The organism is Flavobacterium aquidurense, from assembly GCF_001404985.1.
GTDB lineage: Bacteria > Bacteroidota > Bacteroidia > Flavobacteriales > Flavobacteriaceae > Flavobacterium > Flavobacterium aquidurense_B.
On sequence record NZ_JRLF01000012.1, the window covers coordinates 479,467 to 494,892 of the forward strand.

At 32.7% G+C, this 15,426-nt stretch carries 23 protein-coding genes; 1 reads left to right on the forward strand and 22 read right to left on the reverse strand.

What is annotated here, in order from left to right; all coding sequences use genetic code 11:
* Positions 1 to 5: 5 nt before the first annotated feature.
* Positions 6 to 401, reverse strand: a complete 396-nt coding sequence (locus RC62_RS13875; protein ID WP_055096125.1) for a DoxX family membrane protein — start codon at positions 399 to 401, stop codon at positions 6 to 8.
* Positions 402 to 487: 86 nt separating this feature from the next.
* On the opposite strand from RC62_RS13875, the gene RC62_RS13880 reads away from it, so the two are divergent.
* Positions 488 to 1,321 (forward strand): helix-turn-helix domain-containing protein, encoded by an 834-nt coding sequence (locus tag RC62_RS13880; protein ID WP_055096127.1) that lies wholly within the window; start codon positions 488 to 490, stop codon positions 1,319 to 1,321.
* 14 nt (positions 1,322 to 1,335) lie between these two features.
* Here RC62_RS13880 and RC62_RS13885 read toward each other — a convergent pair whose 3' ends face one another.
* The 21 genes from RC62_RS13885 to RC62_RS13985 form a co-directional block, all read right to left on the reverse strand.
* The gene (locus tag RC62_RS13885; protein ID WP_055096130.1) at positions 1,336 to 1,917 is read right to left on the reverse strand and encodes a TIGR00730 family Rossman fold protein; all 582 of its coding nucleotides are present in this window, start codon (positions 1,915 to 1,917) and stop codon (positions 1,336 to 1,338) included.
* A gap of 105 nt (positions 1,918 to 2,022) precedes the next feature.
* Complete coding sequence (locus RC62_RS13890) at positions 2,023 to 2,565, reverse strand: GNAT family N-acetyltransferase (protein ID WP_055096132.1); 543 nt, start codon at positions 2,563 to 2,565, stop codon at positions 2,023 to 2,025.
* Between the two features lie 2 nt (positions 2,566 to 2,567).
* Positions 2,568 to 3,698 (reverse strand): lactonase family protein, encoded by a 1,131-nt coding sequence (locus RC62_RS13895; protein ID WP_055096134.1) that lies wholly within the window; start codon positions 3,696 to 3,698, stop codon positions 2,568 to 2,570.
* Between the two features lie 102 nt (positions 3,699 to 3,800).
* Positions 3,801 to 4,898, reverse strand: coding sequence for an MBL fold metallo-hydrolase (locus RC62_RS13900; RefSeq protein WP_055096136.1), 1,098 nt, complete (start codon positions 4,896 to 4,898; stop codon positions 3,801 to 3,803).
* Positions 4,895 to 5,332: a DUF1801 domain-containing protein gene (locus tag RC62_RS13905; RefSeq protein ID WP_055096138.1), complete on the reverse strand. Its 438-nt coding sequence runs from the start codon at positions 5,330 to 5,332 to the stop codon at positions 4,895 to 4,897. Before RC62_RS13905 ends, RC62_RS13900 begins: the two co-directional genes overlap by 4 nt.
* A gap of 135 nt (positions 5,333 to 5,467) precedes the next feature.
* Positions 5,468 to 5,836 carry an ester cyclase gene (locus tag RC62_RS13910; protein ID WP_055096140.1) on the reverse strand — a complete coding sequence of 123 codons (369 nt, stop codon included), beginning with the start codon at positions 5,834 to 5,836 and terminating at the stop codon, positions 5,468 to 5,470.
* Positions 5,837 to 5,906: 70 nt separating this feature from the next.
* Positions 5,907 to 6,512: a hypothetical protein gene (locus tag RC62_RS13915; RefSeq protein WP_055096142.1), complete on the reverse strand. Its 606-nt coding sequence runs from the start codon at positions 6,510 to 6,512 to the stop codon at positions 5,907 to 5,909.
* Positions 6,513 to 6,527: 15 nt separating this feature from the next.
* Complete coding sequence (locus tag RC62_RS13920) at positions 6,528 to 7,226, reverse strand: hypothetical protein (RefSeq protein WP_055096143.1); 699 nt, start codon at positions 7,224 to 7,226, stop codon at positions 6,528 to 6,530.
* A gap of 16 nt (positions 7,227 to 7,242) precedes the next feature.
* The gene (locus RC62_RS13925; RefSeq protein ID WP_055096146.1) at positions 7,243 to 7,923 is read right to left on the reverse strand and encodes an aspartate/glutamate racemase family protein; all 681 of its coding nucleotides are present in this window, start codon (positions 7,921 to 7,923) and stop codon (positions 7,243 to 7,245) included.
* A 41-nt stretch (positions 7,924 to 7,964) separates the two neighbouring features.
* Positions 7,965 to 8,180 (reverse strand): hypothetical protein, encoded by a 216-nt coding sequence (locus RC62_RS13930; RefSeq protein ID WP_055096148.1) that lies wholly within the window; start codon positions 8,178 to 8,180, stop codon positions 7,965 to 7,967.
* Between the two features lie 25 nt (positions 8,181 to 8,205).
* Entirely contained in the window at positions 8,206 to 8,622 is a 417-nt protein-coding gene (locus RC62_RS13935) for a hypothetical protein (protein WP_055096150.1), read from the reverse strand.
* 36 nt (positions 8,623 to 8,658) lie between these two features.
* Positions 8,659 to 9,573, reverse strand: coding sequence for a helix-turn-helix domain-containing protein (locus RC62_RS13940; RefSeq protein WP_055096153.1), 915 nt, complete (start codon positions 9,571 to 9,573; stop codon positions 8,659 to 8,661).
* 12 nt (positions 9,574 to 9,585) lie between these two features.
* Complete coding sequence (locus RC62_RS13945) at positions 9,586 to 10,482, reverse strand: NAD(P)H-binding protein (protein WP_055096155.1); 897 nt, start codon at positions 10,480 to 10,482, stop codon at positions 9,586 to 9,588.
* A 104-nt stretch (positions 10,483 to 10,586) separates the two neighbouring features.
* Positions 10,587 to 11,072 carry an SRPBCC family protein gene (locus RC62_RS13950; protein WP_055096157.1) on the reverse strand — a complete coding sequence of 162 codons (486 nt, stop codon included), beginning with the start codon at positions 11,070 to 11,072 and terminating at the stop codon, positions 10,587 to 10,589.
* Positions 11,073 to 11,206: 134 nt separating this feature from the next.
* Positions 11,207 to 11,986 carry a hypothetical protein gene (locus RC62_RS13955; RefSeq protein WP_055096159.1) on the reverse strand — a complete coding sequence of 260 codons (780 nt, stop codon included), beginning with the start codon at positions 11,984 to 11,986 and terminating at the stop codon, positions 11,207 to 11,209.
* Positions 11,987 to 12,173: 187 nt separating this feature from the next.
* The gene (locus tag RC62_RS13960) at positions 12,174 to 12,593 is read right to left on the reverse strand and encodes a hypothetical protein (protein WP_055096161.1); all 420 of its coding nucleotides are present in this window, start codon (positions 12,591 to 12,593) and stop codon (positions 12,174 to 12,176) included.
* Between the two features lie 128 nt (positions 12,594 to 12,721).
* On the reverse strand, positions 12,722 to 13,132 hold the full coding sequence (locus RC62_RS13965) for a hypothetical protein (protein WP_055096163.1): 411 nt from the start codon (positions 13,130 to 13,132) through the stop codon (positions 12,722 to 12,724).
* A gap of 22 nt (positions 13,133 to 13,154) precedes the next feature.
* Complete coding sequence (locus RC62_RS13970) at positions 13,155 to 13,649, reverse strand: hypothetical protein (RefSeq protein WP_055096165.1); 495 nt, start codon at positions 13,647 to 13,649, stop codon at positions 13,155 to 13,157.
* A 40-nt stretch (positions 13,650 to 13,689) separates the two neighbouring features.
* Positions 13,690 to 14,121 (reverse strand): GNAT family N-acetyltransferase, encoded by a 432-nt coding sequence (locus tag RC62_RS13975; protein ID WP_055096166.1) that lies wholly within the window; start codon positions 14,119 to 14,121, stop codon positions 13,690 to 13,692.
* A 7-nt stretch (positions 14,122 to 14,128) separates the two neighbouring features.
* On the reverse strand, positions 14,129 to 14,782 hold the full coding sequence (locus RC62_RS13980) for a hypothetical protein (protein WP_055096168.1): 654 nt from the start codon (positions 14,780 to 14,782) through the stop codon (positions 14,129 to 14,131).
* 67 nt (positions 14,783 to 14,849) lie between these two features.
* Complete coding sequence (locus RC62_RS13985; RefSeq protein ID WP_055096170.1) at positions 14,850 to 15,239, reverse strand: DUF1801 domain-containing protein; 390 nt, start codon at positions 15,237 to 15,239, stop codon at positions 14,850 to 14,852.
* Positions 15,240 to 15,426 lie beyond the last annotated feature (187 nt).

Consider the following 15,426-nt stretch of genomic DNA (forward strand, 5'->3'; position numbering starts at 1 on the left):
AATTATTATTTTTTAATTAAAAAGGTATCAATTGCCCAACTATTATAATCGATAAAATGCAATAGCAAAGCAAAAAATGCAATGTGAATGAGTTGCGACGGAATAGCTTCCCAGTTTTCAATCATCGAAGTTCCAAACAATAAAGCCAACATCACAAATCCTCCGGCAATCAAAGAAGGTTTTGTAAATAAACCAAGAATTAAAAGCAAACCAATTGCAAATTCGGCTATTGGTAAAACGTAACTAAAAGGCGTAACGATGAATTTAGGCAGCATAGAATTTTCAAAACTGCCAATCATCCAGTTACTGAAAGTGGTTAGTTTTGGTAAACGTACCAATCCGTGGCCAAACATGCTTATGGCTATGGCAAGACGTAATAGTAAGAAAGATGTTGTTTCCATATTTTATATCATTTTATACTACAAAATTGAGAAGAACTGTTTTTTAAAATTTGTACAATCGTTGGAATAATTTGTATTTTTGGAAGATGGAAATTAGAAACTTATACCAACCTTTTGAACTTCAGTTTCTGGAGGTTTCAGAATACGAAGTAAAAGAGCGCAGGAATACATTTTTTGAAATGGTTTTTGTTTTAGAAGGAAAAGGAATTCAGATGATTAACGATCACCGATTACCATACGCCAGCGATAAACTGTTTTTGATTTTTCCGCAGGATAAACATAGTTTTGAAGTTGCTGAAAGAACAGAATTTTTCTTTATTCGTTTTCAGGATAGCTATCTTAAAACACAAAGCAGCGACTGGATACGGAAACTGGAATTCATTTTTCATAACCACAATCATTTGCCGGGTTGCATTTTAAAAACAATAACCGATAAACCTTTATTAAGAGCGATGGTTGAAGCTTTAATTCGCGAAGAAAAGACTAATTTTCCGCAGCAGCAAGAAGTAATTAAACAAATTCTGAATACAATTATTACCATTGCAGCCAGAAATATATCACTTATTGCACCACTTGCAATTGCTCCGTCTAATGCAGAACCAAGTCTGGATTTACTGCATTATGTGCATCAGAATATTTATAACCCTGAGGCATTAAAAGCAGCTAAAATGGCAAAAGAATTTAATGTTTCGCCTACTTATATCAGCGAGTATTTTAAAACCAAAACGGGTCAGAGTATTCAGCAATATACGATGGCCTATAAAATAAAACTAATCGAAACGAGATTGAAATTTACCAACATGCAAATCAACGAAATTGTGTATGAATTTGGTTTTAGCGATGCAAGTCACTTGAATAGGCTGTTTAAAAAATATACAGGAGTAAATCCAAGTGACTATAAAAAGCAGTTTAAGAGTTAGGGTTTAAAACTAATTTATACTTTATCCTTATCAATCCATTTACCAACGGCCGGAGCAACATAATTTTTCATTTGATGTAATAAATCATCAATGTTATCGCTCACTAAAAGCATTTGCTGATTAACGTCTTTTAATAAACCTTTCTCGACCATAACTTTTGTTAATTCGATCAGGGCATCATAAAAGCCGTTTATGTTCAAGATGGCAATTGGTTTTTTATGAAGTCCCAATTGTGCCCAGGTCAACATTTCAAAAAGCTCTTCAAGAGTTCCAAAACCACCCGGAAGCGCAATTACTCCATCGCATAAATCGCTCATTTTAGTTTTTCTTTCATGCATGCTTTCCACCAAAATTAATTCGGTTAAACCAAGATGTGCAATTTCTTTTGATCTTAAAAAATTTGGTAAAACGCCAATTGCTTTTCCGCCTTCGTTTAAAACACCGTCGGCTACAGCGCCCATTAAACCAACGTTTGCTCCACCATAAACCAATTCTATATTTTGTTGTGCTAATTTTTTTCCAAGTAATTCGGCTTGTTCTTTATAAATTTCTTCGGTACCAAAACTCGATCCGCAGAAAACTGTAATTCTTTTCATTATTATATGTTATATTTTATTCGTTAAATGTTAGAAGTAAGATGATTATTAGTTAAAGTTTAAATGTTAGATGTGAAATGCTTTTACGTCTGACATTTCACATTTTTACAATTTATAATTTTCAATCTTTAGCTCATATTCAAAATGAGGTAAATTGACTGGAATATTACCTATAATATTTACTTCACCAATATTTATAGCGCCTAATTTTGATACTGCTTTTTGTGAACGTATATTATCTGTACCAATATGAAATAATACCGAATCTACATGTTGAAAAGCATAATCTATTAATAGTTTTTTATTTGATTTATTGTATAATCCACCCCAGAATTTTCGACCAATAAAGGTAAAACCAATTGCAATACTGGATTTCTCCGGATTGTAATCATAATAACGGGTATTGCCTACAATTTCATTTGTCTTTTTATCTAAAATCAAAAAGGCACTTTTCGAATTTATGGCTGCATCAAAAAATGGTTTGAAAACTTCTATTTTATATCGGTCTTTCATGGGATGTTGTTCCCAAATTAAGGGATCTGAAGCTACTTTAAAAAGTGCGTCAAAATCACTTTCCTGAAGCGGAACTAATTTTGTAATGTCATCTTCTAAAATTTCTGGTTGTAAATTGAATTCTGAATTATTCATTTTTATAAGTTTATCTTTTTAATCTGTACACAAGTTACATTGTCCATTTTAACTTCATTGCCAACTTTATCGAGTAATCGTGTTTTAGAATTTCTCTTAAAAACAGTGACATTTCCGGAATTCATATTGGTTGCTATCAAAAATTTTCCGCTTTCGTCAAGGGCAAAAACGCGCGGATGATTTCCAAAAGTCGATTGATAACCAATGTTTTTCAAAAGTCCGTTTTTAGCAATAGAAAAAATAGCAATGTTATTTTCTTTTCCTCGATTTGAGGCATATAGAAATTTTCCGTCGGGCGAGATATGAATATCAGAACTTTCAAAACCTGATGTTATACTATCCGGATGTGTATTGATACGCTGAACTTGCTTTAAAGTCCCGTTTTTATATTGATAAACGCTTATTGATCCCGACATTTCTTCGATGCAATATCCAAATTTCTCGTTAGGATGAAAAGTAAAATGTCTTGGTCCGGCTTCTAAATCTGTTTTTGTAAACGGGACTTTTGTTTCGACTAAAGGCTGTTTGAGGGTTTCATCAAAACGATAACAACGAATTTTATCCGCACCTAAATCCGGAAGAAATAAATAATCATTTTTAGGAGAAAAAACCGTCGAATGAACGTGCGATTTGGTTTGTCTTTCTTTATTGATACTTCCATCAGAATATTGAAAATTCTGTGCAAGAGAATCGATTTGACCATTTTCTAATATCGGATGAACCGAAACACTTCCCGCTGTATAATTGCCATTTACCAGCCATTTTCCGCTTTTGTGAACTGACAGATAAACAGGATTTTCTCCACCGCTGGATTGCTTGTTTAAAAAAGTCAGGGTTTTATTTTCGGTATTAAATTCAAAACTGCTCACACTTCCGGCATTTGGTGTTCTGGTATCGGTACAGGCATAAAGAAATTTTCCGTTTGGCGAAACAGTCAAATACGATGGATTGATAGTGTTTTTTGCTGAGGTTACTTTGGTTAGGTTTCCGTTTATGGTATCTAATTGGTAAACCTGAATAGATTCAGCCGTTTTATCCCTATTATAACTTCCTAAAAACACATAGGTACCTTGGGAGAAAATAGTATGGGTAATCAGGAGAATAATGGTTGTAGCTATGAATTTTAGTTTCATTTGAGGTTTTTTTAAGTTTTCAGTCTCAGTTTTCAGTTTTCAGTCTCAGTCTCAGTCTCAGTCTCAGTTTTCAATCTAAAATCTAAAATCTGCAATCTAAAATTACTGAATCCCTTTCCACCATTGCTGGAATTCTTGGTTTTCATTTTTCAATTCTACTAATTCTCCAATTTTGGGTGTGATTAGCGGGATTGGGTTTTCTGAAGCGGCATTCGATTCTGTTACTTTTATCAAAGGTTCATCCCAAGGGTGAAGTGCCAGTGAAAATTTTGAAGAATGTACCGGAAAAACTCTTTTTGCTTGTATGTCTTTCATGGCTTTTATTACATCTTGGGGTAGATTATGAATGTATTTCCATGCGGGATTATATTGCCCGTTATCGATAAGTGCAATATCAAAAGGGCCAAATTTATTACCAATTTCTGCATAATGAGAATCATAACCGCTATCACCGCCCAAATACATTTTAAAATGGCTGGCTTCTAATACAAAAGAAGTCCAGAGTGTATTGCAGCGTTTGATACTTCTGCCTGAAAAATGTCTAGAAGGCGTAGTATAAAGTGTTAAATTCTGGTCGAGTTCTATTTTTTCATGCCAGTCTTTTTCGATAATAATGTTTTTAGGAAATCCCCAAAATTCAAAATGAGAACCTACGCCAAGTGCACAGATTACATTTTTAATTTTTGGTTTTAATTCCATAATTGTTTTATAATCCAGATGGTCATAATGATCGTGTGTGATGAGTAAATAATCAATTTCAGGAATATCGGCAGCAGTATAAATATCAGTTCCTTTAAACGCTTTTGTGGTTCCGTAAACAGGGGAGGCGTTACCGCTAAAAACCGGATCGATTAAAAACCGTTTTCCTTCAAGCTGAATAAAATAAGAAGAATGCCCAAACCAGACCAAAACGTCCTGATCAATAGAAAGTTCAAGCAAATTGGTTTTGATTGATGGAATCAGATCCGTTGGGATTTTTCTGTCTACTTTTTTAAATAAAAACTCAGAAATTATATTAAAATAGCCGTAACCTTCTGCAAGTTCAGGCGTAAAATTGACGTTTTCGAATTTTCCGTTTTTATAATTAGGTGACTTTTGTATCAAAGCCAATCTCTCACCGGAAGGTCTTTTGCCATATCTGGGATGTTGAAAAACGAAAATAAGCAAGGCGAATAAAAGAATTAGTACGGTAATAATCATGGTAGTATATAATTTGAGGGATATAAGTTTTTTAAATGTTCAACAGAAAGTGTAATCATATTTTTCAGGACTTCAAGATCAATATCCGTCAATTTTTTGATATAAATACAACCCTTTGAGGCTTTGTGTTTTCCTAATTTAGAAAGTAATTCATCTTTATTTTCAGCTGAGGTGTAAATATAAAGCGAAATTGCGGCTTTTCTTGGAGAAAAACCAACAAGTGGTGCATCGCCTTCGTGACCACTGGCATATTTGTAATGATAACTCCCGAAACCTATAATACTTGGTCCCCACATTTTGGGTTTAAAATGGGTAACTTCCTGCATTATTCTGGTAAGTTCAAAAGCATCTTTTCTTTTGGCTTCATCTTCAACAAAAGCATTTATAAAATCAACAACACTGCTTTGTGTTTCTGTAGTTTTATTTTTTGCCATATTATTTAATTTTCAGTCTTCAGTTTTCAGTCGCAGTCTTCAGTCGCAGTCTTCAGTCGCAGTCTTCAGTCGCAGTTTTCAGTCGCAATTGTAAACTGTAAACTGTAAACTGTTTACTGCGACTGCGACTATAAACTAGAACATTCCATTTTCGTTAATAGGTTCTTTGGGGATGGGTTGTCCTAAATCCCAAAATTCAACAATTTTATCGGCTTTGAATTTCAGAATGTGAACCACAGCAAAACCCAAATCAACCGGAGTTTGTTTTAAATGAGAATGTACGGCGACCAGATCCCCGTCTTCGAGAATGTGGTGAATTTTAAAAACCTTATTAGGGTTCGTTCTGGTTGATTCTTCCATTGCCAGCATCAAAGTGTCTGCATCACCTTTGAAATAGGCATTATGATGTTTGAAGTTTTCACCAACATAAAGACGGAACGCTTCGTGTGAATGTCCGTTAGCAGCAAGTTTTAAAAAGTCCCGGGCTATTTCTTTCTTCGTCATAATTTTAAAATTTAAAAGCTAACTAAGTTATAAAATATGTGTTTAGGAAAACCAAAAAAACACTTAATATTTATTCCAGACGCTTAAATTCATATGCACTATTATAACTTTTTCCTGCCCAAAAAAGAAATAATAATGCACCCGAATTATCAACTGCTTCATTTACAATTAAATTATTGTTTTTTGAAATAGCAATTCGTCTTTTGTCGTTGTTACATCCTCCAAAAAGATAGGGGATTCCGGTACATTTCAGGTAATTATTATCGAGATAAAACATTCCGTCTTTTTTTAGGGTTCCTTTTATTTGCTGCTTTTTCAGGCTGTTATTATTTTTAAATAGTTCGATACTTAATTCAGTAGTATTAAGGATTTTTAATTCAATGTAATACTGGGAAACATTGTTTACGGTAGAATCTATATTTTCAAATTTTAAAATATCATTTGTGATATAATGATAAGAATTGATATATTTTTTTATACTTTCTAAATCAGAATGTTCATTTTTTTTATCGTATTTCTTTATTGGTGCAAAAGTATATTTTCCGTTAAAGGAATAAATATCAACCGCATTTAAGCTGATATAGTCTTCTTTAAAATCTTTTTTAGAAAACGAAGCACAGTTTATTAATGAAACCGAAACTAATAGAAGTAATAATAGTATTGCAATCTTTTTCATATCCAATTTATGGAATTAAATTATAGTTAATGAGTTCGATTTTAAATATCGATTTTCATTGATTACTTTTTTTGCTTCGGGACTAATCCAGAAATTTGGACGATATAGTTTTGTGCTGCTTTGTAATTTTGCTTTATTAGATAATGCTTTTATATTATTTATTAAGTTGTTGTATAATTGGTGATTATTGAATTGTTGTGTATCAATAACCGAATTGAATTTGTCATTAGAAAAACTTATAACTTTAGGATACGTTAGTTCTAAACCTATTGTACCTTCGGTATTCATATGCGCTATGCTTAAACTTTGGTTATTCTCTAAAAAGGTAAGATAAAAAGGAGTGATATTGATTACAGGTTCTGTTGGATCGACCAATTTAAAGGCATCAGAAACAATTCCTTTTTTGTCTATAATTTCTTTAAATCCAATTTTATTGATATCATCAGTAATCGATAATCTTATTTTATTCTCGTAAGACCAATGATCTTTTCTATCGTATTCTTTGTTACTAATTATGATTTCGTTAAAAAAGTCTTTGTAACCATCTAATACATACGATTTATCAGTTGCGGTATAATCTATGGCAACTCTTGTGTTTGTAATAACAAAGTAAAATTTAAGTTCGCTGAAAATTGATTCAAATTGCTGAGGTGTAAGGATGAAATTAAATTTATTCCAGCCTTTTCCTGCGCCAAGTCCGCCAAAATAACTCATAGATTATAATTTAAATTTAAGCAAGTATAAAGTTCACAATCGCTTCTGAGTGTATTTTTGTGGTATCAAAAACAGGAACTGAAAAATGGGATTGGTCTATTAATAACGGAATTTCGGTACAGCCCAAAATTATACCTTTTGCACCACGCTCAATAAGTTCGTTTGCAATTTTGATATAGTTTTGTTGCGATTCAGGATTGATAATCCCTCTGCCCAGTTCTTCTTTCAGAACATGTTGTATATAATCTCTGGTTTCCTGTTTTTCAGGAATAATAACATCTAATCCAAAACTTTTGAGACGATCTTTATAAAAGTCCATTTCCATAGAAAACGAAGTTCCTAATAGGCCAACAGTTGTAATTTTTTCTTGTGTTATCGCTTTAGCAGTTTCGGTACCAATATGAATTAAGGGTATGTCAATTTCTTTTTCGATTTTGTCTGCATGCATATGGGCTGTATTGGCACATAGTACAATGGCATCAACGCCGCTTTTTTGCAAACTTAGACATGCATTCAATAACAGTTCGTATGAGTTCGGCCAGGTTTTTTCCTGAATGTCACCAAAGTTCAGAGAATAAATCAAACATTCTGCAAACTGCAATCCACCCAGTTTTTTATTTACACCTTCGTTAATTAATTTATAATAATCTATGGTAGAAACCCAACTGATTCCGCCTACAAGTCCAACTTTTTTCATTCTGTTATTGTTATTATTATGGGGCAAAATCAGCTGTGTATTTATAAAGCTTCTGATTTTATCTGTGAAAGATCTATGCCTAATTTTACAAATTCTGTTTGTCCTAAATCAGTAATATAAAAATTTTTATCGGTTGGTTTGTTTTTGGCAATCCAGCCTTTATCAGCAAAATTTTCCAGAATCAATTGGCCTAATTTTCCACCAATATGTTCGTAACACATTTTTGCCGGTTTTCTGGTGTTTGATTTCTCATTCATTTCGAAAATAGTTTAAATGATACTTTTATGATTTTTTCCCTGCGACTATTTTTCTGGCAAAGTACGCCATTGGTAAGTAGGCAAATGCAAGATCTATAAAATTATACCAAATTGGTGAAGGCAATGTACAAACATTTACAATACCACCCAATAAAAAGAAGGATCCAATTATCAAAGCCAATTCTGTTTTGCGGGTTGCTGCAATTAAAGCGGTTGCTGCCGCACCTGCAAAAGTACCAATGGAGTGTGCCAGAAAAGGAAAAATAAAGTGTTTGGGTTCGAATAAATGCATTGTAGCTTTTAGTCCTTCCATAGTGGTAACGTCTGCACCATTTGCAGGAGGAATTACAGAACCACTCATTAAAATAATTGCCATATTGACAACGCTGCCAACAAAAAGACCAATTATTACAGCCAAAGTATTTTTAAAAATTGGATTCATAAAGCTTTTTTGTAGCGAATTTACTAAAAATAAAATTTAGTTAAAAGACTGTCTGAATTCTAAAGGCGAAACATTGGTTTTGGTCTTAAATAATTTACTGAATGATTGCTGATGCTCAAAACCCAGATCAAAAGCAATTTCGCTTATTGATAAGTTGGTAGTCGAAAGTTTTTCTTTGGCTTTTTCGATCAATTTATCATGTATATGCTGCTGCGTACTTTGACCGGTAAGTGATTTTAGCAAACCACTTAAATAATTGGGTGTAACATTTAAGGTTTCTGCAATATAATGAACGGTTGGCAAGCCACTTTTAGCCAAAGAATCTGTGCTGAAATAATCTTCAAGTAAAGTTTCTAAACGAGCCAGAATTTGATGATTGCTTATTTTTCTGGTAATAAATTGTCTGTTATAAAAACGTTCAGCATAAGTAAGCAGCAATTCGATTTGGGCAATGATAACATCCTGGCTGAATTTATCAATATTAGACTGATATTCGTGCTGGATATTTTTCATGATGCCTATAATCATTTTCTCTTCTTTATCTGATAAATGCAAAGCCTCATGAACCGAATAACCAAAATACTCATATTGTTTAATTTTTTTTGCCAGTGGCGTATTCCACAAAAAATCAGGATGAACAATTAATGCCCATCCTGTATGTTCTAATTCTGCATTACCTTCTATAGAAAAAACCTGCCCCGGCGAAATAAACAACAAAACACCTTCGTTAAAATCGTATTCCTGCTGACCGTATCGCATCTTTGCATTTGGACTTCGTTTTAGGGCGATCGAATAAAAATCAAGCATTAAACTTTTTGGTTCATCTTCGTTAAGACGTTTAAGATCTTCAAAATTATAAACGCTCACTAAAGGATGTTCCGGCTTTTGCAAATCTCTAAATTCATGAAATTCGCTTATCGTTTTTATTCGAACAGGTTGATGATTTGCCATAGTCTAAGGTACTTATTTCTGGTTATAAATTGCAGCAAATTCTTTGGCATAATCTGCCAGTTTTACTTTTCCCATAACAGCAGGTTTATTGCGCTGATAATCTTCGCCTAGTAAACCACTGTAAAGTCCGGCGTACATTTCGACCAAACCATGCGCTATTTTAGGCTGCATGCCAATATTTACCAAACCGCTTAGCGTTTCTTCATCGCTGGTTAATACCCATTTTAAATCTGGTTTGCCTATAGCTGCACCTAAAATGCGAGCCGTTTCATCGCCTGTAACTTCTTCACTTGCTACATAACGAATGTTATTTCCTGCCGGTAATTTTACTATTTCTTCAGCAATTGCAGCCGCAATATCATTTGGCGAAACCCAGGGAACCATGCTGTCTCCTCCATAATTTGCAGCAATTATGCCTTGAGATTTAATTGCCGGAATATAAGCCAGCAAATTATAATAGAAAGAGGTTGGACGCATAAACGTAAACGAAACATTCTGTAATTGTTTCAAAACAGTTTCTATCTCATTATAGCGCTGGATAATTCCTGAATTTTGCTCTAAATGTGCGCCAATACTACTTAAAAACACGACACGTTTTACGCCTGATTTCTGGATAGCTTCTGCGTAATTATTCCCAATTTTTCGGGTAAAAGCATCCAGATCAAGATTGGGATCGAAATAATTTGCACGAGGAATCATGCAATACACGGCATCTGCACCAGTAAACGCTTTTGTTAAAAAAGCTACATCTTCAACAGAACCTATTGCTGCCAGAGCGGCAAGACTTTCAATTTCGGATTGTTTCTCATTACTGCTGCTAATCACTGTAACGTTATGTCCTTTTTGCACTAACTCTTGCGTTAGCGGTTTGCTGATGTTCCCTAAAGAACCTGTAATTGTAATTTTCATGTGTTTATCTTTTTGATGTTACAAAGTTGCGCAACATCAAACAAACAGATTTAGCCAAAACTATTATTGTCGTAGCCTAAAAGTGGGAGTAAAAAAGAATGAAATTATTTTTGAGACAATTTTTTCTCATTTTCTGTTTGTGGTTTTCCGGTTGCATTAGGTTCGCCTTTGCCAGTTGTAATAAGCTTTTGCAAACTATTCTGGATATAATTTGTCCATCCATCGCGGCAAATTTCAAAACATTCGTATTCCGGAACCAAACCAAAATGCGTAAAACGGAGTTCAGTTTTTCCGTCTTTTTCTGAGATTTCAAAAGTAGGTTTCGTACCTGTCCATTCTGTTTTGTCTTTCGTGAATTTAAAATAGTTTTCCTCGACCACCCAAACGATTTTCTTATTTTTAATTACCTCAATAAGTTTTATTTTACAGCGATGAATGTCTTCATAATGATACTCGAATACATCATTAAGTTTGGTGGTATTGCCTTCAATTTCTTCAGACCACCAACCGCGAACATTGGTAACGGCGTTAAAAACTTTTTCAGGAGACTGGTCAGTTTTTATAGTTGTGGTAAAATCCTGTGCACTCATTTTATTTGATGTTAGAAATTAGTAAAACAAATTTACTGTTTAAAAATCAATGCTTTAGGGTTCTTTAAGGACAATTTTAAGGTTAGATCAGACAGTTTTAGATTATTAGATTTATTTGTATCAGTATCCTGTATTTACTCAATTCTCCTGACCACATTATCAAGATTATCAACGACAAGTTTGAGAATGATTTTATTATCAGGAAAATGTTTTTGCATATCATTTCTTAATTGTACAAACGGTTGTGCGGCTGCAGTATCATCTTTAACCGATTCATTGCATGAAATAGAAATTTCGTAGTTGTTATCGATTTTTTCCAGATAGACATATTTAGTTATAGAATCGTCAAAAAAGGCTGTTTTCTCAAAAGCTGTAGCAATCCTGTCTGCTTCATTTTCATTAATGTTGCTTTGATAGGCAATTTCATGATTCATAGTGCCATATTTTTTTGTTGACTCTGTAAGTCCTCCGTTTACAGTTTCTGTCAAAAAGGAAATACTGAATATAGCACCAAGCAAAACAGAAATTCCTATAAATGAAATTAATATGGTGCGCCACCAATTATAATGTTCCCCGCCATTCTCGATGTGCTTATTGATTTGTTTTTCCTGATATTGTTTGGTAAAATAAGCGGCAATTCCCATATAAATAATGGGGAAAATCATATTGGGAATATTTATATTTTCAGGGATCAAAAAAATCAGTCCAAAGATAAAAATGGTGGCGAGAATCGTTATAATCCATGTTTTTCTCGCTTTGTTGAAATCACCAAAAACTTTAAAATTTTCTGCCATAAAATAACCGGCAACCAATGGCCCTCCTAAAAAAGTACCGACAGTAATTGCTTTTTCGGTGTAAATTTTTTCTGTTGGGATTTCTTCAAAAACTGATTTTTCGATTATTGCTTCTTCCATAATTATGAGTTGACTTATTTATATTTTAATAATTCGTTTCTACTAGAACGAAAATACAAATTAAAACCAGAATACAGAATAGGGAAAAGCAGTGTAAAGCTTATAAAATAAAAATCAGCTTTTTTTAAGGCTTAAAAAATAATACTTTTTAAGCCTTTTTTATGTTTGTGATCTAATGGCATTATTTTTAGAATGCAGCAGGATTTATACGCATATATTCTGATGTGTAACAATCGAAACATTCGTCTCTTAGGTATAATTTGTCGCCAACAATTTTAAAAGATTGTACTCTGTTAATGTCATTCGCTATTGCATTACTTTGGGTAACTATCATTTTTCTAACGCCTCCAAAAATTGATTTTTTTGTTTGAAAACTATAGGTCTGAGTATTTAATAAAGTGCCATTTAAATAGGTTTTTAAAGTATTCTCAGAAAATTCTAAAACCATTTGCTGATCTGCAGGGTTAGGATATGTTGTACCAGTGATACCTCCAGAAGTATTAGTAAGGTTCCATTTGCCTTTTAAATCGTTTTGAGACGAATGGTTATCATCATTACTGCAAGAACAAAATAAGACAACTGCGATTAACAAGAACAATTTTTTCATAGTTATAAATTTTACGTTGGTTTAATTAATAGATGTAAGATTTATTAAATGGTTGCGTTGTAATTGTTTAATCTCTTAAAAGAATTGTTTATTGTTTTCTTTTTGTAAAATTTAATGCATTAAGTCTCTTACTGAACAGCAAAAATAATCACGTCGTTAAACTTCTCTATTTGTTCTATAATAAATAAACTATCGTTAAAATAATCCATATCAAAGTCGTCATCACCCCAGACTTCAAATCTTTTATAGCAGGTTTCCAGTTTTGCTTTATCTATGACTTCTTCATTCCAGTCCATTTTATTTTCCTGTGCAAATTCAAGCGCCTCTTCATTTACATATTCTTCTTGCGAGAAGGCAATATAAAAACGATACTCATCATCAAAAATAATATCGATCTGATGATCATTAAGGACAATTTCAGGTTTGTTTTCTATTTCTGATTTTTCATAAAAAGTGTCTAAATTGTTTTTTAAAGCAATCAGGCCTGCATCAGAATCAGGTGTTATAAATGCTAAATAAGAATAGAAAGTGTGCGCCATTATGTTTCTTTTTTAAAGTATGTTATGCTGTAATTATTGGTTTTGATTGTAAAGTGTAATTGGCAAATATCTCATCGATTTCAGTATCGCTTAATAATTTAAATTCGGTTTGGCTTCTTACTTTGCTTTCTTCCATCATGGATCGGGATAAAATGAGTTTAAAAACCTCAGATTTTTTTTCTACCGTAATTTGTGGATCTTTAGAAACGAACTTTTCATAAGCGTTCATCATATTAAACCACACTCTTATTTCGTTATCCGGATTTCGATCTCTTTTAAAGTTTTTTATAGAATCTTCGAGTGAAATTGGATAAACATCTGAAAAAACAGATTGAATTTTGGTTATTTTTTCGATTTGTTCCTCACTTAACTGATTGTGAACTATAGGTCCGGGAATTAATTGATTTGGATCTGTATTTTTCAAGGTTTCGTTTTTTTGCGCTTTTCTATAAGAAGTAAAAATAGAAACTAAAATAAGTATTAAGCCCGCAAGCAAAATAATGGTGTTTGTTTTCATGTTTTTGGATTTAGGTTATGTTTGGTGTATTTAGGTATTGTTATTTTAAATTTTCTGATAATTCAAATAATATGTACTCTCCATTTTCAGATGGACCTCTTTCTATGGCAATAAATCCTTTTTTTTCATAAAACTCGACTGCCTTGACATTATCCTCTAAACATTTTAAGGTAATTGGCAAGCCTGTTTCCTGAATTGCTGCTTTGAGCAATTGAGTTCCAATACCTTTGTTTTGATATTTTTGATCGAGATATAAATGATGAATAAACTTATTTGGCATCCAGATAGAGATAAACCCAATTGGGATTTCCTGATCTAAAGCTGTTAATACTAGTTCTCCTTTTGTATGTTTTTCAAAATCGTCCAGTTTATATTTTGAAGTATCCAGCCACGAGAACGTATTTTGTCTCTCTTTTAAAAACAGTTTTCTTAAAGCTTCGTAATGATTTTTTTTGATGGTTACAATTTTCATAATAATTTTATTCTAACCTTATTTGTGCTTGTTTTTTATTTATACTTTTTATCCAGTAGATTATATAAAATCCGCCTACTATTCCGGGAATAAACCAGCCATAAAAGCTTGAGAAAAAATTATTTACCACAACAAAAGCTGTTGCAGCAGAAATATATCCGCCAATCATTTTTCCTAAATGCAGTTTTAGCCAGTCGGTTTTTAGTTTATGTATGTTCTTGTAAAGCATTAAATCTCTGGCCGAAAAAAAGAATCCAATACTGCCAAAAGCCGTCAAAATGATATTTATTGTTTGATGAACCAAAGGATTATATACAATCATTATGATACCAGTAAGGATCATAATCCATGAGATTATTTTGTCGGTTTTTAAATTGACATTTTTATTTTTGAATCGTAAAGCTCTGTAACCCGTTACGATAAAATAAGAACTAAAAATTCCGACAGCGAACAAAAAAGGACTTTTATGTTTTGGTAAACAAGCAATAATCAAAGCTGTAAAAGCAGATAAAAGCATGCAGTAATAAAAAATCTTGCCTGATTTTTTATGTGTTTTTTTACCTTTTGTGACTATTAATGAAATCAAACCAGAAAGTAAGGCAATGCCGCCAAATAGAGCGTGAGAATAAATTAATATTTGTATTATCTGCTCTTTTTCCATTCAGGTTTAATTGATTATTTTTTGAATTGCTATTCTTGGTTTAGAAACTAAAAATAATCATTTTCTATTATTTTAATCGTATTAAAATTCCTTTTCGCTTAATTAAGTTTTTATAATCCCATTGTATTTCCTGTGCTTTTTTTAGCCAGCGTTCTAAGTCCTGAGTGTCTATTTGCTGAGCATTTGTATATCGTAATTCTGCGGCTTTAAAGGAACCTTCGTCAAGTAGTTTTTCTTCATCAAAGGATTGTCCGCTCCAAAATAATAAACGAACACTATCTTTTAGTTTGCTGTAACCGGCGACAGGATTACCGTCTAAAAACCAAACCGGATGTGCGTGCCAGATTTTGTTTTCGGCATTGGGAAGATTTTTATCGATTATTGCCGCTAACTGATTGCAGATTTCCTGATCTGCGGGAGTTTGTAATTTGTTGTATTCCAGTATTTCTGCATTCATAATAATACCCTTTTTTAGATTGTAACTAATTGAATGTGTTTGTTTTGATGCTGAATTTTAAACAAAGCTAAAATAATCTTTTTATTATAATCTTTAATTTAGAAATAAAATGTTCTTAAAAACTGGGTTGCGTTAGGGATAGAGGCGGTATCCTTTTGTAAGCGGAGCAATACAAAAGATTGAGCCG